This is a genomic window from Catellatospora tritici (assembly GCF_019083965.1).
GTDB classification, from domain to species: Bacteria; Actinomycetota; Actinomycetes; order Mycobacteriales; family Micromonosporaceae; genus Catellatospora; species Catellatospora tritici.
In genome coordinates this window covers 298,726-322,908 of record NZ_JAHRCY010000001.1, presented here as the reverse complement: position 1 = coordinate 322,908, position 24,183 = coordinate 298,726, and the positions used below count along the sequence as shown (strand labels likewise).

Below are 24,183 nucleotides of genomic sequence, written 5' to 3'. Positions count from 1 at the left end.
ACGGTTAAGGGTACCTAATCTAATAAGAAACTTAACTAAAAGCTAGTGTCGGCGTATGCGCGCCTACACTGCGGCGAGCACCTAGGATGATCGACCATGGCCGCAGTTTCCCAACCAGGCACCCCCCGACTTCTCCGCGCGCTCAACGACCGAGCCGCGCTGGAGCTGCTGCTGGCGCGTGGTCCCCTGACTCGCTCGCAGCTCGGCGAGCTGACCGGCCTGTCCAAGGTGACCGCTTCCCAGCTGGTCGAACGGCTCGAGGAGCGGGGCCTGGTCCGCCGCGTGGGTGAGCAGGCCGGCGGCCGCGGACCCAACGCGCAGCTCTACAGCGTCAGCCCCGGCAGCGCGTACGTGGTGGGCGTGGAGGTCGGGGTCGACCAGGTCACCGCGGCCTGCGCGGACATCACCGGCGCGGTGGTGGGCCGGGTCGAGGTGTCCATGCAGACCGAGAACAGCGGCGGGGTCGACGACCCCGTGCGCCTGGTGCACGACGCCGTGGTCACCGCCGCCGCCCAGGCCGGTGCCCCGCTCAGCGCCGTACGCCGCATCGTGCTGGGCACCCCGGGTCTGGTCGACCCGAACAGCGGCGACATCGTCTTCGCGTTCAACCTGCCGCGCTGGCAGCGGGGTCTGGCCGCCGCGCTGCGCGACGACCTGCACACCACCATCCTGTTCGAGAACGACGTGAACCTGGCCGCCGTGGCCGAGTCGCACCTGGGCGCCGCCCGCGAGGTCGGCGACTTCCTGCTGGTCTGGGTCGGCGCCGGTATCGGTCTGGCGGTCATGCTCGGCGGGCGCCTGCACCGCGGCTTCTCCGGCGCCGCCGGTGAGATCGGCTACCTGCCGGTGCCGGGGGCCGAGATCCCGCGCGACGTCAGCCGCCGCGTCGGCAAGGGCGCGTTCCAGATGGTCGCCGGTGCCGACGCGGTCCGCGCCGTCGCCCGCGAGCACGGTTTCCGCGCCCCCAACGCCGCCGACGCGGTGAAGGCCGCCATCGCGGCCGGTACGAAGGGCGGCCCGGTCCTCGACGAACTCGCCCGGCGGCTGGCGCTCGGCGTCGCCGCCTCCTGCCTGGTGCTGGACCCGCCGCTGGTGGTGCTCACCGGCGAGGTCGGCGCCGCGGGCGGCACCCCGCTGGCCGAGCGGGTGCAGCACGAGGTGGCCGCGATCAGCCCGGTCGCGCCCCGCGTGGTCGTCACCGGCGTCTCCGACGAGCCGGTGCTGCGTGGCGCCCTGCTGACCGCCCTGGACACCGTCCGCGACGAGGTCTTCGGCTCCACCGTCGACTGACCCCACGCCCCCGCGCGCGGCGCGCGGACGGGGCTGCAGTTTCAGGGAAAGTGCTGGAATTCACGCCAGTGAGGCTGCAGTTTCCCCGAAACTGCAGCCTCACGAAGCGAGCGGAGCGAGCGAGCGCGGTCAGGTCAGGTCAGGTCGCGGCGGCGGAAGCTGAAGTAGCCTCCCGTCACGAGCAGGACGGCCAGGCCGAGCAGCACGGCGGCGCCGGTGCCGCCGTCGATGACCAGGTCACCGTCGAAGCCGTTCCAGTACCGGAACCCGTCGTTTACCCAGGCGACGACGTAGGTGGACAGGAAGAACGGATCGTTGGGCTCCAGGTTGATCAGCTCGAAGACGAGCCGCGCGCCCAGTTCCCAGCCGATCACGTAACCGACGAAGACGCCCAGCGCCGCGGCGGTGTGCCGCCCGATGGTGGCGATGGCGTACGCGCAGGCCGCGACCACCAGTGCCAGCAGCAGCCCGCGCAGGGTCAGGTCGGTCAGGTCGAGCCAGAAGTCCCCGCCGAGGTGGCCCGCCCAGCCGGTGGTCGCGGCGAGCACCCAGAACACGCCGACGTAGAGCACCGTGAAGCCGATGTCGAACACGGCCAGCCCGGCGAGCAGGACCCCGAGCTTGGTGCCGTACACGACGCCGCGTTGGGGCCGCCACAGGAGCAGGTTGATCAGGCCCCCGCTGCTCATCTCGGCGCCGATGAACGACGCCGCGATCAGGAACCCGAAGAACGCGAGATACGCCGCGAGCATGTACACCAGGCCCGGGATCTCGTCACTGAACACGAACACCCCGGACAGGAACTGCTCGTCCCTGACCTGGGCGGCGTCGAACACGCCGCAGTCGACGCCACGGAACTTGTCCTGCAGTTCCGGCGGCGCCTCCGTGTCCGGCAGTTGCGCGTCGAGGCACTGCTGGTGGTCCCGCAGCTGCTGGGTGCGCACCTCCGTGGCCGTCTGGCGCGCCTCGGCCCACGCCTCGTCGGACGGGCGGCTGCTCTCGATCATCATGACGGCCACGGTCAGCCCGAAGACCGCGAACAGGACCACCACCATGAGCTTGCCGAACCGGCGCGACATCAGCCGGTTCAGCTCGGCTTTCGCGAGGTTCACGCGGGCTCCTTCGGGTCGAGGTCGATGACGGGGGACTCGGCGGGGACGAGCGCGGGGACGGGCGCCGGCTCGTCGGTCGGGGTCACGTCCTCGACCTGCGGCGGCTCGCCCGGTCTGGGGCGGGTCTCGGTGAGGTCGAGGAAGACGCTCTCCAGGTCCGGGGCGATCGCGACGAGCTCGGACAGCCAGAGCCCGGCCTCGCCCAGCGTCCGCGTGATCCAGGCCGGGTCGTCGACCCCGCCCACCACCACGAAGCCGCCGTCGACGCGAGCGCTGCGGCCCGAGTCGCGCAGCACCTGCACCGCGGCCGACGCGTCGGCGACCTGGAGGCGGAACTCGCCGGTGGCGTGCCCGGCCAGCACCTGCGCCACCGGACCGTGCGTCACCCGGCGGCCGCGCGAGATGATGGTGACCGAGTCGCAGACCTGTTCGATCTCCGCCAGCAGATGGCTGGAGATCAGCACCGTGACGCCGCTCGCGGCGAGGTCGCTCATCAGGGTCCGCATCGCGTGGATGCCCGACGGGTCCAGGCCGTTGGCGGGCTCGTCCAGGATCAGCAGCTCAGGCTGCTTGAGCAGGGCCGAGGCGACGGCCAGGCGCTGCCGCATACCCAAGGAGTAGCCCTTGACCAGGTCGTCGGCCCGGTCGCGCAGGCCGACGGTGGTGAGCACCTCGTCGACCCGGGTCGCGGGCACGCCACCCGCCGTGGCCAGGATCTGCAGCGTCTTTCGGCCGCTGAAGCCGGGGAAGAACGCCGGGCTCTCGACGATCGCGCCCACCCGGTGCGCCACGGTGGCGTAGTGCTCACTCGGCGTGCCGAGGATGCGCATGGTGCCGGAGTCGGCCCGCATCAGGCCCAGCAGCGTACGCAGGGTGGTGGTCTTGCCGGAGCCGTTCGGCCCGAGGAAGCCGTGGATCTGACCGGCGCGCACCTCCATGTCGAACCCGTCGAGGGCGGTCTGCCGACCGCGCCGCACGCTGCTGAACGTCTTGCGCAGGCCGCTGATCTCGATGACGGCGGTCAACGCGCCTCCTAGTAGGTGAGGGGATCGGCTCACCGTACGTGCCAGGCGCCGATCCGTGGGGGCAGGTGACGGTACGGGACCACGACAGCGCCGAGTGTGATCTGGCTGGCAGGGTCGCACGCGCGCAGTGCCGGGCGTGATTGGATATCGGCTGTGTCAGGACAGCACCGCGCCTTTGCCGCCGCACCCGAAGTCGCCGCCGACGACCCCGATCTGGTGATCGCCGCCGACCAGGTCGACGTGGTCCGCGAGGGCCAGCATCTGCTGCGTGAGGTCTCGTGGCGGGTCGAGCTGGACGAGCGCTGGGTCGTGCTGGGTCCCAACGGCGCGGGCAAGACCACGCTGCTGCACCTGGCCGCCGGGCGGGCCCACCCCACCAAGGGCTCCGTATACGTGCTGGGCGAGCGCATCGGCCGGGTCGACATGCACGAGCTGCGCACCCGCATCGGCCTGTCCACGGCCGGGCTGGCCGAACGCATCCCGGCGAGCGAGCTGGTCCGCGACGTGGTGGTGACCGCGTCGTGGTCGGTCGTCGGACGGTTCCGGGAGTCGTACGACCCGATGGACCTGGCGCGGGCCGAGCAGCTGCTCGGCGAGTGGGGCATGGCCGGTTTCGCCGAGCGGCAGTACGGCACCCTGTCCGAGGGCGAGCGCAAGCGCACCCAGATCGCCCGCGCCCTGATGACCGACCCGGAGCTGCTGCTGCTGGACGAGCCCGCGGCCGGGCTGGACCTGGGCGGCCGCGAGGACCTGGTGGCCCGGCTGTCGGAGCTCGCGGCCGACCCGGACGCGCCCGCGTTGGTGCTGGTCACCCACCACGTCGAGGAGATCCCGCCGAGCTTCACCCACGCGATGCTGCTGCGCGAGGGCGGCATCGTCGCCTCCGGTCCGATGCAGGACGTGATCACGTCGGAGCACCTGTCGGAGACGTTCGGGCTGCCGCTGACGGTCACCTCGTCCGGCGGTCGGTACGCCGCGCGCGCGGCCTGATGCGGCGGTTCGCGCCCGGTGACACGATCGTGCGCCGGGAGATCATGCACGGCGAGGTGTGGTTCGGGTACGCCGGAATCTGCGTGCAGGACACCGACGATCTGCTGGTGACGTTCCTGCCGGGCGGGACCCGGTTCGGATATCCGCGCCACGGCGCCTTCCCGGCCGGGCAGCATCCGTACCAGCTGCAGGGGCGGCAGGAGTGGCACGGCCACGGCATGCTGGCGCTGCACTTCCCGGGCATCGACCACGCCGTCTTCGTGTTCTGGAAGGGCCCGCGGCGCACCTGGAACGGGTGGTACTTCAACCTCCAGGACGCGCCCCGGCGTACCGCGATCGGCTTCGACACCCTCGACCACGAGCTCGACCTGCACTGGGCGCCGGGCGCGCCGCGCTGGGAGTGGAAGGACGAGGTCGAGTTCGCGCAGACCGGACCGGTGCGCTATCCGGGGCGGATGGAGGCGATCCAGGCCGAGGGCGACCGGGTGGCCCGGCTGCTCGACGCGGGCGAACGCTGGTGGAGCGACTCCTGGGCCGACTGGCGGCCCGATCCCCGCTGGCTGCCGCGGCAGCTGCCCGCCGGATGGGACGATCTCGCACCGACCTTGCCCTGAGGCGTCAGCATCGAGGGTATGCGGACTCTCCTCAACATCCTGTGGTTCATCTTCGGCAGCGGTTTCCTGCTCGGTCTGGCGTACGGGCTCGCGGGCATCATCTGCTTCGTCCTGATCGTGACCATCCCGTTCGGCGTGGCCTCGTTCCGGCTGGCCCGGTACGCGTTCTGGCCGTTCGGACACGACATCGTGGAACGGCCCAGCGCCGGTCTGGCCTCGACCCTGGCGAACATCGTGTGGCTGATCGTGGCGGGCTGGTGGCTGGCGCTGATGCACATCACCGCCGGGGTGGCCCTGTGCCTGACGATCATCGGCATCCCGTTCGGCATCGCGAACTTCAAGCTGGTGCCTGCCGCGCTGTGGCCACTGGGCCGGGAGATCGTGGCCCGCGCCTGACCGTCCGCCGACGCTGTCCGGCGGTGCCCGCCGGTGGTGCTTCGACGGCGGCTTAGCGACCGTTAGGCTCGAAGCGGCATTCGGCACTCGACGAGGAGGCAGCAGCGGTGGGCGAGTTCGTCAACCTGGAGATCGACGGTGGCATCGGCACCATCCGGCTGGAACGCCCGCCGATGAACGCGCTCAACGTGCAGGTGCAGGAGGAACTGCGGGCCGCCGCGCAGGCAGCCACCGACGACGGCCGGATCGCCGCGGTCGTGGTCTACGGCGGACCCAAGGTCTTCGCCGCGGGCGCCGACATCAAGGAGATGGCCGACATGTCCTACGTGGACATGTCGGCCCGTGCCGGGGCGCTGAGCAGCGCGTTCGACGCGGTGGCGCGGATTCCGAAGCCGGTGGTGGCGGCGATCACCGGCTACGCCCTCGGCGGCGGCTGCGAACTGGCCCTGGCCTGCGACTGGCGTGTGGTCGCCGAGGACGCCAAGCTCGGCCAGCCCGAGATCAAGCTCGGCATCATCCCCGGCGCGGGCGGCACCCAGCGGCTGGCGCGGCTGGTCGGCCCAGCCAAGGCCAAGGACATCATCTTCTCCGGCCGGATGGTCGACGCCGCCGAGGCGCTGACGATCGGCCTGGCCGACCGGGTCTGTGCCGCCGACATGGTGTACGACCAGGCCAAGGCGCTCGTCGCCGGGTACGTCGGCGGCCCCGCCCAGGCGCTGCGGGCGGCCAAGGTCGCCATCGACGGCGGGCTCGACCGCGATCTGGCCGGTGGGCTGGCGTGGGAGTCGCAGCTGTTCGCGGCCCTGTTCGCCACCGAGGACCGGCGCGAGGGCATGACCGCGTTCGTGGAGCGGCGCACCCCCAAGTTCATCGGCAAGTGAGAACTCTTCACCTTTTCCGGCGGGCCGGTTAGGCTCCCGGCAATCGAAGGGAGGCCGTGATGACGGCTGCGGTGGACGGTGCGGGCATCGAGGTCTCGGGGCACGGCGGGCAGCTCGCGCTGGCCGCGCTGCGCGCCGCGGGAGTGGGGGAGCTGTTCACCCTCTCCGGCGGCCACGTGTTCCCTCTGTACGACGCGGCCCACACCAGCGGCTTCCCCCTCTACGACGTACGCCACGAGCAGACCGCGGTGTTCGCGGCCGAGGCCGTGGCGAAGCTGCGACGGCGGCCCGGGGTCGCGGTGCTCACCGCCGGCCCCGGCGTCACCAACGGCGTCTCCGGCCTGACCAGCGCGTTCTTCAACGCCGCGCCGGTGCTCGTGCTCGGCGGCCGGGCCCCGCAGTTCCGCTGGGGGTCCGGCTCGCTGCAGGAGATCGACCACCTGCCGATCGTGCGCTCGGTGACCAAACACGCCGCCACCGTCGGCGCCACCGACGACATCGCCGGGGCCGTCACCGCCGCCCTGGAGCACTCGCTCACCCCGCACCGCGGACCGTCGTTCCTGGACCTGCCGCTGGAGGTCGTCTTCAGCACCGGTGACGCCAAGGTCGTCGCGCCGCAGGTGGCGGTGCTCGACCCCGACCCCGACCTGGTCGAGGCGGCGGCCCGGCGCATCGCGACGGCGCAGCGCCCGGTCATCATCGCCGGTTCCGACGTGTACGGCGGCGACGCGGTCGACGCGCTGCGGGCCGCCGCCGAGGCGTTGACCGTGCCGGTCTTCGCCAACGGCATGGGCCGCGGCGCGCTGCCGCCGAGCCACCTGCTGGCCTTCGCCAAGTCCCGCCGCAAGGCCCTCGACGGTGCCGACGTGGTAGTGGTCATCGGCACCCCGCTCGACTTCCGCCTCGGCTTCGGCGACTTCGGCGCCGCCGAGGTGATCCACATCGTCGACGCGCCGAGCCAGCGCGCCGAGCACGTCCAGGTGGCGCTGTCACCGGCCGGAGACCTGCGCGCCATCCTCACCGGGCTGGCCGACTGGGCCGGTGCGCGGGCCGACCACACCGACTGGGTGGCCGCGCTGCGCCAGGCCGAGCAGGCCGCCGCGGCCAAGCACGAGCTGGAGATGCAGGCGGGCGGCGAGCTGATCAAGCCGAGTCGGGTCTACGGCGAGCTGCGCAAGGTGCTCGACGCCGACGCGGTGACCATCGGCGACGGCGGCGACTTCGTCTCGTACGCGGGCCGCTACCTGGAGCCGTCCGTGCCCGGCAGCTGGCTCGACCCCGGCCCGTACGGCTGCCTGGGCACCGGCATGGGCTACGCCATGGGGGCCCGGATCACCTACCCCGACCGGCAGATCTGCGTGCTGATGGGCGACGGCGCGGCCGGGTTCTCGCTGATGGATGTCGAGTCGCTGGTGCGCCAGCACCTGCCCGTGGTGATGGTCGTCGGCAACAACGGCATCTGGGGCCTGGAGAAGCACCCCATGCGCGCCATGTACGGCTACGACGTCGCCGCCGACCTGCAGCCCGCCCTGCGCTACGACGAGGTGGTGCGCGCGATGGGCGGGGCGGGCGAGACTGTCCGCGACGCCGACCAGCTCGGCGCGGCGTTCGACCGGGCGTTCGCCAGCGGGGTGCCGTACCTGGTCAACGTCATCACCGACCCCGACGACGCGTACCCCCGCTCGGCCAACCTCGCCTGACGCGAAGCTTCGCTGACGCGGCGCTCGCGCCGCGTCAGCAGTGATGCGCGCAGCACCTTTGCTCTGCACCCACGGCCTTGCTCTGCACCCGAAGGCGCAACTGTCGCCGTGCTTTGCTCTGCACCCACGGCCTTGCTCTGCACCCGAAGGCGCAACTGTCGCCGTGCTTTGCTCTGCACCCACGGCCTTGCTCTGCACCCGTCGGCGCAATTGTCGCCGTGCTTTGCTCTGCACCCACGGCCTTGCTCTGCACCCGAAGGCGCAACGTGGTGCAAACCTGGTGCGTCCGTGGGTGCAGAGCAAGCGTTCGGGTGCAGAGCAAAGGATGGCGGGAGGGAACTGTCGCGGCTGGGCCGGCGGCGTGTCAGCGGGATGTCAGCGCGGGTCAGGGGGCGGTCAGGCGCGGGCGGCACCGTCTGCGGCATGACGAATGCGATCGTTGCCGAAGGGCTGGTCAAGCGGTTCGGCAAGACCACCGCGCTGAACGGGGTTGATCTGGCCGTACGCACCGGGACGGTGCTGGGCGTGCTCGGCCCCAACGGCGCGGGCAAGACCACGATGGTGCGCATCCTGGCCACGCTGCTGCGGCCGGACGAGGGCCGGGCCGTGGTCGGCGGGCTGGACGTGGTGCGTGACGCGCACCGGGTGCGCAGCATGATCGGCCTGACCGGCCAGTACGCCTCGGTCGACGAGACCCTGACCGGGGCGGAGAACCTGCTGCTCATCGGCCGTCTGCTGGGCATGTCCCGGCCCGACGCCAAGGCGCGGGCGCGGGCCCTGCTGGTCGACTTCCGGCTGGAGGAAGCGGCCGACCGGGCCGCGAAGACCTACTCCGGGGGTATGCGCAGACGCCTCGACCTGGCCGCGAGCCTGGTTGGCCGCCCCCGCCTGCTGTACCTGGACGAGCCGACGACCGGCCTGGACCCGCGCGCCCGCAACGAGATGTGGGACATCGTGCGTGGGCTGGTCGCCGACGGGGTGACCGTGCTGCTGACCACGCAGTACCTGGAGGAGGCCGACCAGCTCGCCGACGAGATCGTGGTGGTCGACCAGGGCCGGGTCATCGCGGGCGGCACCCCCGCCGAGCTGAAGGCCCGCACCGGCGCGCAGACGCTGGTGGTGCGGCCTGTGCACGACGCCGACGTCGCGATCGTGCGCAGCGTGGTGGCCGAACTGGCCGCCGGCGAGCCGGAGCTGTCCGGCACCGAGGTCACCGCGCGGGTGACCGAGCCGGCCGTGCTGCCCGCGGTGGTACGCCGCCTCGACGACGCCGAGGTCGACATCGCCGAACTGGCGCTGCGTGGCTCCACCCTGGACGAAGTCTTCCTCGCCCTCACCGGCCACCGCGCCGAGCTCACCGAAGAGGTGCCCGCATGACCACGCTCGCCCCGACCACCCTGGCCCCGACCACGACCGCCGCCCGGGTGAGCCCGATCGTGGGGCTGCGCCACACCATGACCCTGGCCTGGCGCAGCCTGGTGCAGGTCAAGCACAACCCGTTCGAGCTGCTGGACCTGAGCGTGCAGCCGCTGATGTTCCTGCTGCTGTTCACGTACGTGTTCGGTGGGGCGATCTCCGGGGACACCGGGACCTATCTGCAGTTCGCGCTGCCGGGGATCATCGTGCAGAACACCATCTTCGCCACCATGAACATCGGCGTGATGCTCAATGTCGACCTGACCAAGGGCGTGTTCGACCGGCTGCGGTCGCTGCCGATCGCCCGCTTCTCACCCCTGGCCGGGCGGATCGTCGCCGACACGGTCAAGCAGGCCTGGTCGGTGGCGCTGCTGCTGGGCGTGGGCGTGCTGATGGGCTTCCGGGTCGGCACGGACTTCTGGCACGTGCTGGGCGCGTTCGCACTGATGCTGGCGTTCTGCCTGGGCGTCTCGTGGATCGCGGTGCTGGTCGGCGTGCTCGTCGACGAACCGGACAAGGTGCAGCTGTTCGTGTTCGCGGTGGTGTTCCCGCTGACCTTCACCAGCAACGTGTTCGCCCCGACGGCCACCATGCCGGGCTGGCTGCAGACCTGGGTGAAGGTCAACCCGGTGACGATCCTTGCCGACGCGGTACGTGGGCTGCTGAACGGTCCGGTGCAGGTCGGTCCGATCACGAGTTCGCTGCTGTGGGCGGCGGGGCTGGTGGTGGTCGTCGCACCGATCGCGGTGTGGCGCTTCAGGAAGCGCGTGTAGTCAGCGCGCGCACGGTGCTCATGTCGGCGGCCTGCCCTCGCTGGTAGGCCGCCGCGAACGTCTGCTCGTCCAGGGCTGACCGGGCGGCCTGCTCGATGGCGGGCAGATCCACCAGCGAGTGGTCCACCGCGCCGTTGACCGCGCGGGCCGCCCCGAGCAGCGTCGCCGCCAGCGCCGGGTCCCCCTCGCGCAGGGCCAGGTCGGCGCAGCCCACCAGGGTGTGACCCACGACCGGTGAATCCACTGCCGACAGTGCGTGCTCCAGTGCTCGGGTGTGGTGCTCACGGGCGGCGGCCAGGTCGCCGCGCGCCCCGGCGAGCTGCCCCTTGGCGCTGGCCATCACCGCCCGGAACTGCGGGGCCACGGCCAGCTCGCGGACCAGTCCCTCGGCCTGCTCGACCCGTTCCCAGGCCTGGTCGATCTCACCGTTGACGCGGTGCAGGTTGCTCCACGCGTACGCCAGCGCGGCCAGGTTCACCGGCGAACCATGCCGGTCGGCGGTCACCTGAGCCTCGTTCAGCGCGACGACAGCTTCGTCGAGGCGCCCGTCCAGCCACCGCGCCTGCGCCAGCCGCAACTGCAGCGTGACCAGGTCGTCGGTGGTGCCCAGCTCGGTCAGCAGCGCGATGGCCTCCCCGGCCGCGTCCGCCGCCCGCCCGTACGCCCCGCGCTGGGTCTCCAACGTGGACAGCGCCTCCAGCACCAGCGCCATGCCCCAGCGGTCACCGATCCGGCGGTAGACGTCCAGCGCCGCGATGAAGTCCACTGTCGCCTCTACGTGCGACTGGCCGAGGTTCAGGGCGGCGTGGGCGTGGAAGGCACGGGCCGTGGCCGCCACCCACGGTTCGGGGTGGTCGAACAGGCGGGCGAAGTGGGTGGGCGCGCCGTCGGAGAACCAGTTGCCGTCGGTGTAGACGACGGTCATCAGCCGCTGCGCGGGCCCGATCAGCGCCAGCAGCGGGTGCTCGCCGGGTGCCCGCTCGGCCAGCGCCACCGCTTGCTCGAACAGCGCGCGGACCTGCTCCACGTCACCGGTGCCCTCGATCAGGTTGAGCGCGGCGGCGGCGCAGGCCACGGCGCGTGCCCGGCCCGGTGCGGGCCCGTCCAGTGCCATCGCCTCGGCACCCAGGTGACCGCCCTCGGCCCGGTGACCGGACAGCCACCAGTACCAGCCCAGCGCCGCGGCGAGGCGCACCGACAGCTCGGCGTCGCGGGCGTGCAGCGCCCGTCGCAGCGCCACCAGCAGGTTGTCGTGGTCGGCGCGCAGCCGCCGCAGCCAGGTCACCTGCTCGGCGCGGCGCAGCAGCGGCTCGGCCGTCTCGGCCAACTCCAGGAAGTACGCGCTGTGCGCCCGCACCGCCGCGCCGTGCTCACCGGACTCGTCCAGGCGGTCCAGGCCGTACTCGCGGATGGTCTCCAGAAGCTGGTAGCGGTCGCCGGACAGGCGCAGGATCGACTTGTCGACCAGGGCGGCGAGCACGTCGACGGTGTCGCTGCCCAGCTCGGCGCAGGCCGCCTCGGCGGCGGCGAGCGTGGCACCGCCCGCGAAGACCGACAGGCGGCGCCATACCGCCTGCTCGGCGGGGGTGAGCAGGTCCCAGCTCCAGTCGACCACGGCGCGCAGCGTCTGGTGGCGCGGCAGCGCGGTGCGGTTGCCGCCGCTGAGCAGCCGGAACCGGTCGCCCAGGCGCGCGGCGAGCTGCTCGGGCGGCAGCGTACGCAGCCGCGCGGCGGCCAGCTCGATCGCCAACGGCACCCCGTCCAGCGCCCGGCACAGCACGGTCATCGCGGCGGTGTTGCCGTCGTCGAGGACGAAGTCCGGCCGCCCCGCCATCGCCCGTTCCACCAGCAGCCGCATCGCGGGATAGCCCGCCGCCTCGTCGGGCCCGGCGCCCGGGGGCGGCACCGCCAGCGGCAGCACCGGCCACAGCGCCTCGCCGAGGACGCCGAGCGGTTCCCGGCTGGTCGCGATGATCCGCAGCCGCGGGCAGGCCGCCAGCAGCACCGCGGCCAGGTGCGCGGCCGCCTCCAGCAGGTGTTCGCAGTTGTCGAGCACGATCAGCGCCTGCCGGTTGGCCAGCGCGTCGGCGAGCCGTTCGGTCGCGTCCCGTCGGGCCGCCGGGCGGACGCCCTGCGACAGCGCCGACTGGTCGCGCAGTCCGAGCGCCGCGGCCACCGCGTACGGCACCTGGTCGGGCTCGGTGACGGCGGCCAGTTCCACCAGCGCCACGCCGCCGGGCAGGCGCCCGGCCAGGTCGCGGGCGACTTCCACGGACAGTCGGGTCTTGCCGGTGCCGCCCGGCCCGGTGAGCGTGACCAGCCGGTGCCCGGCGGCCAGCTCGGTCACCCGGACCAGTTCCCGCTCGCGCCCGACGAACGAGGTCAGCCCGGCGGGCAGCCCGCTGGCGGTGGGTGCGGCGGGCCCGGTGTCGCGCAGGATCTCCACGTGCAGCGCGGCCAGCTCCGGCGACGGGTCGGTGCCGAGCGTGGCGTCGAGCTCGGCCCGCAACCGCTCGTACGCGGCCAGGGCCTGTGGCGCCCGTCCGCGCGCCCGCAGCACCCGCATCAGCAGCAGTACCGGCCGCTCGCGCAGCGGGTGCGCCGCGACCAGTTCCTCGATCTCGGCCAGGTCGGCGTGGTCCCCGGCGGCGGCCAGCCGCTCCTCGCGCGCGCTGGTGAGCTGCTCGGTCAGCCGCGCCGCGGTGCCCCGGGCGAAGTCGGCGCCCGCCACCTCGGCCAGCGCCGGACCGCGCCACAGCGCCAGCGCCGCGTCAAGGTCGCCCGCGGCGCGCAGCTTCTCGAAGACGGTCACGTCGAGGTCGTCGGTGGCCAGGATGAGCCGGTAACCGGCCGGGTGTGGCTCGATCTCCAGGCCGGGCACGGCCCGGCGCAGCCGGGACACCAGGGCCTGCAGCGCGTTGGCGGTGTTGGCGGGCGGGTCGTCGGGCCATACCGCGTCGACGAGGGCGGCGTGGGTGACGACCCGGCCGGGGTCGAGGGCCAAGCGGATCAGCAGCGTACGCAGGCGCGCGCCGGCCAGCGCCACCGGCGCGCCGTCGGCGCCGCGCACCTCCAGCGGCCCGAGCAGGCAGATCCTCACCCCGCCGATTCTGCCCTGCCACCGCTCACCTCTTCACGCCCGAGGTTGATCGTCCAAGTTGCCGGGCAATCGTGCGTATCTTGAGGGCTGATTCCCCCGATTGCCCGGCAACTTGAGTGATCTAGGCGGGCGTGGGCGGCGGGGCGGCCGGGGTGGGGGTGCGGCGGGGAAGGACTGCCGCGCCCAGCGCCCACGGGATCCAGACGAACTCGGTGAGCACGCGTAGCAGCGCGGGCGACACCGGCACCCACGGGATCATGATCAGCCCGTGGTCGATCGCGCCCAGCAGCGCGAACACCGCGACGATCAGCGTGGTGGTGCCGAGTTTGCGAGTGCCCGCGGTCCGCAGCGCCAGGCCCAGCAATGCGAAGCCCGCGCCGTACAGGGCCAGGCCGATCGGGTGCAGGACGCTGCCGGTGTCGATGGTGCCGAAGACGCCGACGGTCAGGCCCGCCACGGCGAGCAGCAGCCCGAGCAGGGCCCGCTTCGAGTCGCGCAGGCGTCGGTAGTACAGGCCGATCGCCAGCAGCCCGAGCACGACCGCCCCGCCGAACGCCCACTTGACCTCGATGCGCGCCAACCCCTTCGCGGCGTACGCGCCGAACCAGTCGCAGTCGACCGGCAGGTGCTGCCGACCCTGGTCGTACGCGGCGCAGGCGTACATCTTCAGCGTGTTGCCCGGCTCGCCGAGGTAGCGGTGCGTGCCGATGGCGGGCAGGTCGTCGTCGCCGCAGCCGGGCAGGGTACGGATGTTGGTGTCGGACATGTCCGTCCAGCAGTTGCCCACGCCCTGCCCGTCCCACCAGAAGTTCAGCCCGTTGGGCTTCGCCTCGCCCTTCTCGCTGACGCCCATGCGGTTGTCCAGGTAGCGGTTGTGGTGCGAGGTGTCGAACTGGGCCGCGAAGCGGGTGTCGTTGCGGACAAAGCCCGGCACGAAACTGGTGACGAACCCGGAATAGTGGTTGTCGTAGATCCAGTTCTCGCGCCAGATGTTGTAGTTGCCGCCGGGGTTCACCACGCCGGTGCCGACCGGCAGGCCGACCGCCGGACACACCACGCCCTGCTCGTACCCGCGCTGCTCGAACGGCTTCTTGCAGCTGCCGTCGACGATGTGGGCGTAGTAGTCGGTGTTGTTGTGGGCGATGACGTTGCGCTCGAACCTCGAGTGGTTCTGCGGCATGCCGGGGTGGTCGGGGAAGGCGCTGTCGGTGGCGATGCCCGCGGTGTTGTCGGTGAACACGCTGTCGTGCACCCAGACCGAGTCGCCGGCGGTGCCGGAGTAGCCCAGCGTGTTGTGGTGGCCGTAGCAGCGCTGGATTTCCACGGCATAGCGCGGCACGTCGTGGCCGCGGTCCTTGTTGATGTTCGAGGCGGCGCCGGGGTAGATCGCGGAGTCGCCGTTGCCGTAGCCCTCGCAGTCGGTGTAGAGGCCGTGGTCGACGGCGAAGGTGAGGAAGGCGTACTCGTCGTTCCAGCGACCCAGGGTGTGGTCGAGGACGAAGCCGTCGGTCTCCATCACGTAGAAGGCGTTGAACTGGCTGCGCTGCGCGGACAGGTTGCGGAAGTAGATCCCGTCGGCGTTGTCGGCCCGGATCGCGTTGAGCTTCTTGTACTGCGCGTCGACGATCACGTCGAGCGGGTTCGCGCCGGTGCCCTCGATCTGCAGGTCCTTCTTGCCCAGGATGGCCACCAGGTTGCCCAGGTGCGGGCAGGCCAGCTGCTGGTCCCAGGTGAGCACCGGGTAGCCGTACACCTTGCCGCGGGTGGCGTTGTCCTCGACCGCCTTGCACTCGCCGGTGGCCGGGGCCAGGCTCGGCTCCTCCAGGTAGAGGCCGGGCAGCATCTTGATGATGGTGCCGGGCAGTTGGGCGGCGTCGACGGCGGCCTGCAGGTGCCGGTAGCCGTCGGTCTGGCACTGCTGCCACAGGGCCTCGTTGGCGGCCTTGAGTTCGGCGGGGAACCCGGCGACGCGGGTGGCGAAGTCGGCCGGGTCGGTCTTGCACACCAGCAGGGTCGGGCCCGTGGTCCGGTACGTCGGAACGGTGCCCGTACCGGCGAGTTCCCGCGTGGGTCGTTCCTCGTGGGCCGACGCCGCGGTCTGCGCGCCGAGGGCGGCGATGGCCGCCATGACCGTCACGCTCAGCAGTCGAGTGAGTGCCTTCATGGCGGCGGAGCCTAGAGAAGGTTTCACGTTCACGCCAGGGGTCGGGGCCCGCGTCGTTCGCTCGGTCGGGGTGTCGACGCGACACGGCGCGCCTCTCTGGCGTAAACATGAAAAGTTCTCTAGGCTCCCGCTCGCACCAGCCGTGACGTCCGCCCCAGCCGAGGGACCCCCCATGACCGAACCGGCCATCCTCGCGAGCGCGAGCAGCGAGAACTCCGCGCCCGACAGCGCGCGCCCCGCCCCGTTCGCCGAGCCCACCGCGCCGGTGACCGGCCGGTGGATCAGCCTGTTCGCGCTGGCCTGGCTGGGCATCTGGATGGCGCAGCTGACCCCGGTGCAGTTGCTGCTGCCGGTGCAGGTCGAAGCGCAGCTCAAGGCCGACGACTGGGTCGACAACGTGGTGGCCTTCGGGGTGGTGTCGGGCATCGCGGGCGTGTTCGCGCTGCTGGCGTACCCGCTGACCGGCGCCCTGTCCGACCGCACCGTGTCCCGCTTCGGCCGTCGCCGCCCGTGGATCGCCGCGGGCACGCTGCTGTTCGCGGTGTCGCTGGTGATGCTGGGCCGCCAGGACGGCATCGTCGCGATCGGAGCCTGGTGGACCGCCGCGATCGTCGGGTTCTGCGTGCTCACCGCCGCGCTGACGGCGACCATCTCCGACCAGGTGCCGGTCGGCCAGCGCGGCTTCGTCTCCGGCTGGATCTCCGCTCCGCAGGCCGTCGGCACCATCGCTGGCATCGTCCTGGTCACCACGGTCTTCCTGGGCCAGTTCACCGGGTACGCCTCGATGGCCGCGCTGCTGGTCGTGCTGGTGATTCCGTTCCTGTTCACCAAGGACGCGGTGCTCACCCGCGAGCAGCGCCCGAAGCTGACTTTCGGCGAGCTCATCGGCGGGTTCTGGATCAGCCCGAAGCGCTTCCCCGACTTCGGCTGGACCCTGCTCAGCCGCATCCTGGTCAACATCGGCAACGCGCTGGGCACCACGCTGCTGCTCTACTTCCTCAAGTACCACGTCAAGGTGGCGAACCCGGACGACTCGCTGCTGGTGCTGACCCTGATCTACATGCTGTTCGTGGTGCTGGCCTCGCTGTTCCTGGGCCGCCTGTCGGACCGCATCGGGCGGCGCAAGCTGTTCGTGCTGATCTCCTCGGCGCTGCAGGGCATCGCCGCGCTGCTGCTGGCGCTGTTCCCGAACCTGACCGTGGCCACCGTCGGCGCGGGCCTGCTGGGCCTCGGTTACGGCTGCTTCCTCTCGGTGGACCAGGCGCTGGCCACCCAGGTGCTGCCCGACCCGGCCGCGCGCGGCAAGGACCTGGGCATCATGAACATCGCCACCGCCGTGCCGCAGGCGGTCGCGCCGCTGCTCGGGGCGGCGGTCGTTGCCTATCTCGGTGGATTCGGGGTGCTGTACCTCGCGTCCGGTGTCATCTCGGTGCTCGGCGCGCTCGCCGTGCTGCCGGTGAGGAGTGTGCGTTGACCGCGTTTACCCTGCACCCGCCCACGGACCGGCAGCCCTGGCGCGACCGGGACGCGTACTGGGCGGGAATGGACGCGGCCACCGCGCACCTCGACCCGGTCTTCGGCGCGCTGAACCTGGCCGCGCTGTCGCACAACGCCCACGACATGGCCCGCCGGGCCGCCGGGGTGCCGATTCGGGTCGCCTCCAAGTCGGTGCGCGTGCGGGCGGTGCTCGACGCGGTGCTGGCGCTGCCCGGCTACCACGGCGTGCTGGCGTACACGCTGGCCGAGGGCCTGTGGCTGGCCGAGACCATCGACGACGTGGTGGTCGGCTACCCCAGCGCCGACCGGGCCGCGTACGCCGCGCTGGCCGCCGACGAGAAGCTGGCGAGCCGGGTCACCGTCATGGTCGACTCGGTGGCGCACCTGGACCTGATCGACTCCGTGGTGGCGCCGGACCGGCGCGCCCCGATCCGCATCTGCCTCGAACTCGACGCCTCCTGGAAGAGCCCGCTGCTCGGCCACATCGGCGTCTGGCGCTCCCCGGTCCACCACGCCACCGACGCGCGCGAGCTCGCCCAGCAGGTCGTCCGCAGGCCGGGCTTCAAGCTGGTCGGCATGATGGGGTACGAGGCGCAGATCGCGGGCCTGGGCAACAAGCCCGCCGGACAGCCCCTGCGCGGCGCGATGGTCCGCGCGATCCAACGCTCCTCCATGGCCGAACTGCGCCGCCGCCGTGGCGAGGCCGTCGCCGCCGTGCGGGAGTTGGCCGACCTCGAGTTCGTCAACGCGGGCGGCACCGGCAGCCTGGAGGCCAGCGGCGCCGACGCCTCGGTCACCGAGGTCGCGGCCGGGTCCGGCCTGTTCGGCCCGCATCTGTTCGACAACTACGCCCACTTCTCGCCCGCACCCGCTGCCGCGTTCGCGCTCCCGGTCGTACGGCGCCCGGCGCCCGATCGTGTGACACTGCTGGGCGGCGGCTGGGTCGCCTCCGGCCCGCCCGCCCCTGACCGGCTGCCGCAGCCGGTGTGGCCCGCCGGGCTGCGCATGGTGGCCCGGGAGATGGCGGGCGAGGTGCAGACCCCGGTCACCGGCGAGGCCGCGCGGCGGCTGACGGTGGGGGACCGGGTGTGGCTGCGCCACACCAAGGCGGGCGAGCTGAGCGAACACGTCAACGAGCTTTACGTGGTGGACGGGGAGCGGGTCGCCGGGTCGGTGGCCACATACCGTGGTGAGGGGAAGGCCTTCCTGTGAGCAACGACAAGGTGTGGCGCAACTGGGGGCGGGTCGAGAGCGTGACCCCGGCCCGGGTGGCGTACCCGGGCAGCCCGGACGAGGTCGTGCAGGCGATCGCCGCCGCGCGCGCCGAGGGCCTGCGGGTCAAGCCGATCGGCGCCGGGCACAGCTTCACCGGGATCGCGCTGGCGCCGGGCGTACAGCTCGACCTGCGCAATCTCCAGGGCATCGTCAAGGTCGACACCGACCGCGCGCGGGTCACCCTGGCGGCGGGCACCCACCTCTACCGCCTGCCCGAACTGCTCGCCCCGTACGGCCTGGCGCTGCAGAACATGGGTGACATCGACGCGCAGACCATCGCGGGCGCCACCTCGACCGGCACCCACGGCACCGGCGCCGCCTTCGGTGGCCTGGCCACCCAGATCACCGGCGTCACCCTGGCCACCGCCGACGGCGGCCTGCTCGTCATCGACGAGGAGAACAACGCCGACCTGCTCGACGCCGCCCGGCTGGGCCTGGGCGCGCTCGGCGTGCTGGTCGACGTGACGGTCCAGTGCGTGCCCGCGTTCAAGCTGCACGCGGTGGAGAAGCCGGAGCCGCTGGCGGCGGTGCTGAACGCGTGGGAGGAGCGGGCCACCGGCCCCGACCACTTCGAGTTCTACTGGTTCCCGCACACCACCACGGCGCTGACCAAGACCAACACCCGGCTGCCGATGGACGCCCCGAGCGCGCCGCTGGGCTCGTTCAAGCGCTGGGTCGACGACGACTTCATGTCGAACAAACTGTTCTCGGTGGTCTGCGGCCTGGGCAAGGCCGTGCCGGGGCTGATCCCGCCGGTGAACCGGCTGGCGCAGAAGCTCACCAACAACCGCGAGTTCACCGACGTCTCCACCGGCGTGTTCACCACCAAGCGGGAGGTGCGCTTCCGGGAGATGGAGTACGCGCTGCCCCGCGAGGAAGTCCCCGACGTGCTGCGGGCGCTGGACCGCCTGATCAACCAGAACAACTGGAAGATCTCGTTCCCGGTGGAGGTGCGCGCGGCGGCCCCCGACGACCTGTGGCTGTCCACCGCGCACGGCCGCGACACCGGCTACGTCGCGATCCACCGTTACTACAAAGAGGACCCCGGCCTGTACTTCACCTACGCCGAGCAGATCTTCCGGGCGCACGGCGGACGGCCGCACTGGGGCAAGATGCACACCCAGCACGCGGAGAGCCTGTCGGCGTCGTACCCCCGCTTCGGCGACTTCCAGGCCGTCCGCGACAAGCTGGACCCCCACCGGGTCTTCGCCAACGACTACCTGGACCGGGTGCTGGGCGCCTGACCCGCGATCGGCCGTCGACCGCATCGGTAAAGGAGCGTGGCATCGCGCAGCGATGTAGCGACGCGCCGATGCGGTCGGCTTCAAAGGCCGATCGCCGCGCCCGCGGAGGCGGGCGCAAACAGTAGAGCCGATCGCCGCGCCCGCGGAGGCGGGCGCCAGCAGCAGGGCCGATCGCCGCGCCCGCGAAGGCGGGCGCCATAAGCTCAGCCGTCGGGGTTCTCGCGCTTGCGGAGCTCGTCCTCGCGGCGGCGCAGGTCCAGCTCCCACTTGCTGAGCAGCTCGCGGTCGGCGTCGGCGGTCTGCTTCTGCTCCTTGGCCAGGCGGCGCAGGAACTCCGGGTCGTCGTCGGGGGCGACCTGACGCGGCCGCTCGTACTCCGGGAAGCCGCTGCCCTGGCGCCAGGTGCCGGGGCGCGGCTGCGGCTCGCGCCCGGCGACGAACCAGGCGATCGCGCCGATCGGTGAGAACAGCAGGATGATGACGACCCAGATGCCGCGCGACAGGGCCCTGATCTGGCCCTCCTCGGCGGACAGGCAGCTGATCAGTGCCGCCACCGTCAGCGCGATCTCGGCAAGGAATAGGAAGAGCCAAATACGCGTCACGGCGTAGAGATTAGAGCCTCACGCGAGGATGAGCAGTACCCCGAGCAGACCCAATCCGAGACACGACAGCGCGACCGCGGTGAGCGCCCGACCGACCCCGGCCGGGTCCGGCACTCCCATCGCCCGGATGCGCCGCTGCGTCACCCACAGCAGCGCCAGCCAGACCAGCGCGGTCAGCGACAGGCCCACCGCCCCGGCGGCGTCCAGCCCCCGGGCCACGCTCAGCCGCACCAGCAGCAGCGCGCACACCGTTGCCGCCAGCGCGGTCCGTCGCCAGGCCAGGCGGGTCCGCTCGGCCTGGGCTCCGGGGTCGCCCGGCTGGGACTCGGAGTCGCCCGGCTGGGACTCGGAGCCGCCCGGCTGGGCGCCGGGGTCGCTCGGCCCGGCGCTCACGCGGCGGCCCGGCGTCGTACGGCGCGTGCGCGCGGCGGCGCGAACCCGCTCATCCGCGTTTGAAGACGACGTCGATCAGCACCTCGGCCAGCAGCGCCAGTGAGCCGAGGGCGACGAGCACCGCCAGGATGGCCGGGAAGCGGGACGGCGGCAGCGGCCGTCCGGTGCGCATGGCGATCTCGCAGCGGATCCAGTGGTCGATCGCGCGCAGCGCGCAGCCGGCGCCGACGACGATCATCACGACGCCCAGCACCTTGGTCATGTGCGGGACGGCCAGCGGGGGCAGGAACTGGGCCACGGCCAGGCCGCCGCCGATCAGGGCCAGCCCGGTGCGGATCCAGGCCAGGAAGGTTCGCTCGTTGGCGAGGGAGAAGCGATAGTCGGGGGTTGTCCCCACTTCGCGTACTTCCCGCGGATCAAACCAGTTGCGTACCCTAGCCAGCACCTTCTTAGTATCGCGGGCGATGACTGAGCATCTTGACCCAGACGCCCTGCTCGTGGCGTATGACGCACAACTGCGCGCCCACGTGCCCCCCATCCTGCCCGCCGGAGTGACCGTCGAACACGACGGTCCGGTGACCCGCATGGTCGGGTTCGACCACGGCGGCTTCGTCACCTACCGCGACGTATCCGGTCTCGACAGCGCCGAACTCGACGCGCTCATCGCCCGGCAGCGCGACTACTTCGCCGCCCGCGGCGAGCGGGTCGAATGGAAGCTGCACGGCCATGACCTGCCCGCCGACCTGTCCGAACGGCTCGTGGCGGCAGGATTCGAGCCCGAGGAGCCGGAGACCGTGGTGATCGGCCTCGCCGCGCCGCTGGCCCAGCCGCCGGTGCTGCCCGAGGGCGTCACCCTGCGTGAAGTCAACTCCCGCGCCGACCTCGACCGCATCGCGGCGATGGAGGAGGCGGTCTGGAACGAGGGCCGCCTGTGGCTGGCCGAGGGCCTGGAGAAGGAGATCGCCGCCGATCCGGACTCGGTGACCGTCGTGGTGGCCGAGGCGGGTGGCGAGGTCGTCAGCGCGGGCTGGATCCGGTACGTGCCCGGCACCGACTTCGCCGGACTGTGGGGCGGGTCGACGCTGGCGCAGTGGCGCGGGCGCGGCATCTACAAGGCGCTGGTGGCGTACCGGGCGATCCGGGCGATCGAGCGCGGGTACTCGTACCTGCAGGTGGACGCGTCGCCGGACAGCCGCCCCATCCTCAACCGGCTCGGCCTGATCTCCATCACCACCACGACGCCCTACGTCTGGTCCCCACCGACGGACGCCGCCGCACCCGCCGCACCGGTCGGGCCCGCCGCGCCCGCCGCGTAGCGGCAGGTGGTGACTGCAGTTTCGGGGAAACTGCGCGAATCTTGGCCCGGATTCGTGCACTTTCCCCGAAACTGCCCCTCGACACGCACGCGCCCCTCGACACGCGCGTGCGGCGGGCCGCGGGTGCGTGCGCTCGACGCCGTGCGGGCGTGGTCAGCGGGTGTGGGTGGGGAGGTTCCAGAGGGTGCGGATGGTGTCGCGTACGCAGTCGTCGCGCAGCTGGCCGCAGGTGCAGAGGTGGTCGTCGGGAGCCGGACGGCGGTGGTGCTCCGCGACGGCGGTCGGGGCGGCGTCGCACGCGTCAACGGGTGCGTTGCCCGACAGAGGTGTGGTTTGCAATGCCATGTCTGACACCTCCTGCTCACCCCGACTGTACGGGATTGTCGGTATGACAGGGTGAAGTCGGTCACTATAGGTGAGCGTTTGCTGGGTCCACGGGGTGGAAATCACTAACTTACTCACTGGTAACCTTGCCTGGCCCGCAAAAAGTCACAGCCGGTCGAGCTTGACCGTCGGCTCTGGAGGGGACAGGCTGCGGCGAGGGCATGAACGTCCGTTCAACTCAGGAGGGTCGTCAGAGCGCGATGAAGATCGTCGTACTTGTGAAGCAGGTGCCGGACTCCGGCGCCGAGCGCAACCTGCGCGCGGACGACAACAGCGTCGACCGCGCCTCGGCCAACAACGTCATCAACGAGATGGACGAGTACGCCATCGAGGAGGCGCTGCGGCTGCAGGAGGCGCACGGCGGCGAGGTGACCGTGCTGACCATGGGTCCGGAGCGGGCCACCGAGTCCATCCGCAAGGCGCTGTCCATGGGCCCCGACGGTGCCGTACACGTGCTCGACGACGCCCTGCCGGGCAGTGACTACCTGGCCACCAGCCGCGTGCTGGCCGCCGCCATCGGCACCCTCTCGCCCGACCTGGTGATCTGCGGCGCGGAGGCGACCGACGCGCGCGGCCAGGTCATGGCGCACATGCTCGCCGAGCGGCTGGGCTTCGCGGCGCTGACCGGCGCGCGCAAGCTCACCGTCGATGGCTCGCAGCTGACCGTCGAGCGCCAGACCGAGGAGGGCTACGAGGTGGTCACCGCCGCCACGCCCGCCGTGGTCAGCGTGTGGGACACCATCAACGAGCCGCGCTACCCCTCGTTCAAGGGGATCATGGCGGCCAAGAAGAAGCCCGTCGACACCAAGTCGCTGGCCGACCTCGGCGTCTCCGCCGACCAGGTGGGCTGGTCCGGTGCGGCCACCACCGTGCTGTCGCACAGCAAGCGCCCGGCCCGCAGCGCGGGTGTCAAGGTCACCGACAGTGGTGAGGGCGGCGTCGCGCTGGTGGATTACCTGTCGTCCGAGAAGTTCGTCTGATCGGCCTAGAGGAAGAGAGAGCAGACGGACATGGCTGAGGTTCTGGTAGTCGTCGAGTCCGCCGCTGGGGCGGTCAAGAAGGTCACGCTGGAGATGCTGACCCTGGCGCGCTCGCTGGGCGAGCCCGCCGCGGTGGTGCTGGGTGCGCCCGGCACGGCCGCCGCGCTGGCCGACAAGCTCGGCGAGTACGGCGCGACGAAGATCTACGCCGCCGAGAGCGAGGAGATCGACGGGCACCTGGTGGCCCCGAAGGCCACCGCGCTGGCGCAGCTGGTGCAGCGGGTCTCCCCGGCGGCCGTGCTGATCGGCTCCACCCAGGAGGGCAAGGAGATCGCCGGTCGGCTCGCGGTCAAGCTCGACAACGGCCTGCTCACCGACGTGGTGGAGCTCGCCGCCGACGGCACCGCGACCCAGGTGGTCTTCGCCGGGTCGACCATCGTGAAGTCGAAGGTGACACGGGGTCTGCCGCTGGTCACCGTACGCCCGAACTCGCTGACGCCGACCCCGGCGGCCGCATCCCCCGCGGTCGAGGCGGTCGAGGTCTCGCTGTCCAAGAGCGACACGCTGGCCACCGTGGTCAAGCGGGTCGCCGAGGCCAAGGGCGCCCGCCCGGAGCTGACCGAGGCGTCGATCGTGGTCTCCGGCGGGCGCGGTGTCGCCTCGGCGGAGAACTTCAAGATCATTGAGGAGCTGGCCGACCTGCTCGGCGCGGCGGTCGGTGCCTCGCGCGCCGCCACCGACTCCGGCTTCTACCCGCACGCGTTCCAGGTCGGGCAGACCGGCAAGACGGTGTCGCCGCAGCTCTACATCGCGGTCGGCATCTCCGGTGCCATCCAGCACCGGGCCGGTATGCAGACCTCGAAGACGATCGTCGCGGTAAACAAGGACACCGAGGCGCCGATCTTCGAGCTGGCCGACTTCGGGGTCGTGGGCGACCTCAACGCGGTCGTGCCGCAGGCCTCCGAGGAGATCCGCAAGCGTCGCTGAACGTGATCCGGCTTCGGGCCCGGCCGCCGCATCTCGGCGACCGG

At 71.9% G+C, this 24,183-nt stretch carries 22 protein-coding genes; 14 read left to right on the top strand and 8 right to left on the bottom strand.

Features of this window, described 5'->3' with window-relative positions:
• Positions 1-96 precede the first annotated feature (96 nt).
• Complete coding sequence (locus KUA19_RS01485; protein WP_217394049.1) at positions 97-1,290, top strand: ROK family transcriptional regulator; 1,194 nt, start codon at positions 97-99, stop codon at positions 1,288-1,290.
• A 134-nt stretch (positions 1,291-1,424) separates the two neighbouring features.
• Here KUA19_RS01485 and KUA19_RS01480 read toward each other — a convergent pair whose 3' ends face one another.
• Both KUA19_RS01480 and KUA19_RS01475 read right to left on the bottom strand, forming a co-directional pair.
• Positions 1,425-2,402 (bottom strand): DUF2705 family protein, encoded by a 978-nt coding sequence (locus KUA19_RS01480; RefSeq protein ID WP_217394048.1) that lies wholly within the window; start codon positions 2,400-2,402, stop codon positions 1,425-1,427.
• Positions 2,399-3,427: an ATP-binding cassette domain-containing protein gene (locus KUA19_RS01475; protein WP_217394046.1), complete on the bottom strand. Its 1,029-nt coding sequence runs from the start codon at positions 3,425-3,427 to the stop codon at positions 2,399-2,401. The genes KUA19_RS01480 and KUA19_RS01475 overlap by 4 nt, the downstream gene beginning before the upstream one ends.
• Positions 3,428-3,580: 153 nt before the next feature.
• On the opposite strand from KUA19_RS01475, the gene KUA19_RS01470 reads away from it, so the two are divergent.
• From KUA19_RS01470 to KUA19_RS01440, 7 genes are all read left to right on the top strand, one after another.
• The gene (locus KUA19_RS01470) at positions 3,581-4,417 is read left to right on the top strand and encodes an ABC transporter ATP-binding protein (RefSeq protein WP_308167268.1); all 837 of its coding nucleotides are present in this window, start codon (positions 3,581-3,583) and stop codon (positions 4,415-4,417) included.
• On the top strand, positions 4,417-5,031 hold the full coding sequence (locus KUA19_RS01465) for a ribonuclease FAU-1 family protein (RefSeq protein WP_217394042.1): 615 nt from the start codon (positions 4,417-4,419) through the stop codon (positions 5,029-5,031). The genes KUA19_RS01470 and KUA19_RS01465 overlap by 1 nt, the downstream gene beginning before the upstream one ends.
• A gap of 18 nt (positions 5,032-5,049) precedes the next feature.
• Positions 5,050-5,427, top strand: a complete 378-nt coding sequence (locus KUA19_RS01460) for a YccF domain-containing protein (RefSeq protein WP_217394040.1) — start codon at positions 5,050-5,052, stop codon at positions 5,425-5,427.
• Between the two features lie 107 nt (positions 5,428-5,534).
• Entirely contained in the window at positions 5,535-6,308 is a 774-nt protein-coding gene (locus KUA19_RS01455) for an enoyl-CoA hydratase/isomerase family protein (RefSeq protein ID WP_217394038.1), read from the top strand.
• A 59-nt stretch (positions 6,309-6,367) separates the two neighbouring features.
• Positions 6,368-8,008, top strand: coding sequence for an acetolactate synthase (locus KUA19_RS01450; protein ID WP_217394036.1), 1,641 nt, complete (start codon positions 6,368-6,370; stop codon positions 8,006-8,008).
• 423 nt (positions 8,009-8,431) lie between these two features.
• Positions 8,432-9,385 (top strand): ATP-binding cassette domain-containing protein, encoded by a 954-nt coding sequence (locus KUA19_RS01445; RefSeq protein ID WP_217394034.1) that lies wholly within the window; start codon positions 8,432-8,434, stop codon positions 9,383-9,385.
• Positions 9,382-10,197 carry an ABC transporter permease gene (locus KUA19_RS01440; RefSeq protein WP_217394032.1) on the top strand — a complete coding sequence of 272 codons (816 nt, stop codon included), beginning with the start codon at positions 9,382-9,384 and terminating at the stop codon, positions 10,195-10,197. Before KUA19_RS01445 ends, KUA19_RS01440 begins: the two co-directional genes overlap by 4 nt.
• Here the strand turns inward: KUA19_RS01440 and KUA19_RS01435 are convergent.
• A complete protein-coding gene (locus KUA19_RS01435; protein WP_217394030.1) occupies positions 10,181-13,297 on the bottom strand; it encodes an AfsR/SARP family transcriptional regulator in 3,117 nt (1,038 codons plus the stop codon). The two genes, KUA19_RS01440 and KUA19_RS01435, sit on opposite strands and share 17 nt — an antisense overlap.
• 121 nt (positions 13,298-13,418) lie before the next feature.
• Positions 13,419-15,461 carry a right-handed parallel beta-helix repeat-containing protein gene (locus tag KUA19_RS01430; RefSeq protein ID WP_217394028.1) on the bottom strand — a complete coding sequence of 681 codons (2,043 nt, stop codon included), beginning with the start codon at positions 15,459-15,461 and terminating at the stop codon, positions 13,419-13,421.
• A gap of 172 nt (positions 15,462-15,633) precedes the next feature.
• On the opposite strand from KUA19_RS01430, the gene KUA19_RS01425 reads away from it, so the two are divergent.
• The 3 genes from KUA19_RS01425 (at position 15,634) to KUA19_RS01415 (ending at position 19,477) form a co-directional block, all read left to right on the top strand.
• On the top strand, positions 15,634-16,935 hold the full coding sequence (locus KUA19_RS01425; protein ID WP_217394026.1) for an MFS transporter: 1,302 nt from the start codon (positions 15,634-15,636) through the stop codon (positions 16,933-16,935).
• Between the two features lie 68 nt (positions 16,936-17,003).
• Complete coding sequence (locus KUA19_RS01420) at positions 17,004-18,170, top strand: alanine racemase (protein ID WP_217394652.1); 1,167 nt, start codon at positions 17,004-17,006, stop codon at positions 18,168-18,170.
• Positions 18,167-19,477, top strand: coding sequence for a D-arabinono-1,4-lactone oxidase (locus tag KUA19_RS01415; RefSeq protein WP_308167266.1), 1,311 nt, complete (start codon positions 18,167-18,169; stop codon positions 19,475-19,477). The genes KUA19_RS01420 and KUA19_RS01415 overlap by 4 nt, the downstream gene beginning before the upstream one ends.
• A 203-nt stretch (positions 19,478-19,680) precedes the next feature.
• Here the strand turns inward: KUA19_RS01415 and KUA19_RS01410 are convergent, their stop codons facing one another.
• From KUA19_RS01410 to KUA19_RS01400, 3 genes are read right to left on the bottom strand one after another with little or no spacing between them, the layout of a single operon-like run.
• Complete coding sequence (locus KUA19_RS01410; protein ID WP_217394024.1) at positions 19,681-20,079, bottom strand: PLD nuclease N-terminal domain-containing protein; 399 nt, start codon at positions 20,077-20,079, stop codon at positions 19,681-19,683.
• Between the two features lie 18 nt (positions 20,080-20,097).
• Positions 20,098-20,472 (bottom strand): DUF202 domain-containing protein, encoded by a 375-nt coding sequence (locus KUA19_RS01405; protein WP_217394022.1) that lies wholly within the window; start codon positions 20,470-20,472, stop codon positions 20,098-20,100.
• A gap of 49 nt (positions 20,473-20,521) precedes the next feature.
• The gene (locus tag KUA19_RS01400; protein ID WP_217394020.1) at positions 20,522-20,917 is read right to left on the bottom strand and encodes a YidH family protein; all 396 of its coding nucleotides are present in this window, start codon (positions 20,915-20,917) and stop codon (positions 20,522-20,524) included.
• A gap of 19 nt (positions 20,918-20,936) precedes the next feature.
• On the opposite strand from KUA19_RS01400, the gene KUA19_RS01395 reads away from it, so the two are divergent.
• Positions 20,937-21,788, top strand: coding sequence for a GNAT family N-acetyltransferase (locus tag KUA19_RS01395; protein WP_217394018.1), 852 nt, complete (start codon positions 20,937-20,939; stop codon positions 21,786-21,788).
• Positions 21,789-21,941: 153 nt separating this feature from the next.
• Here KUA19_RS01395 and KUA19_RS01390 read toward each other — a convergent pair whose 3' ends face one another.
• Positions 21,942-22,133, bottom strand: a complete 192-nt coding sequence (locus KUA19_RS01390; RefSeq protein ID WP_217394016.1) for a hypothetical protein — start codon at positions 22,131-22,133, stop codon at positions 21,942-21,944.
• A gap of 239 nt (positions 22,134-22,372) precedes the next feature.
• Between KUA19_RS01390 and KUA19_RS01385 the strand changes: the two genes are divergently transcribed.
• Both KUA19_RS01385 and KUA19_RS01380 read left to right on the top strand, forming a co-directional pair.
• Entirely contained in the window at positions 22,373-23,152 is a 780-nt protein-coding gene (locus tag KUA19_RS01385) for an electron transfer flavoprotein subunit beta/FixA family protein (protein ID WP_217394014.1), read from the top strand.
• Positions 23,153-23,182: 30 nt separating this feature from the next.
• Positions 23,183-24,139 carry an electron transfer flavoprotein subunit alpha/FixB family protein gene (locus KUA19_RS01380; RefSeq protein ID WP_217394013.1) on the top strand — a complete coding sequence of 319 codons (957 nt, stop codon included), beginning with the start codon at positions 23,183-23,185 and terminating at the stop codon, positions 24,137-24,139.
• Positions 24,140-24,183 lie beyond the last annotated feature (44 nt).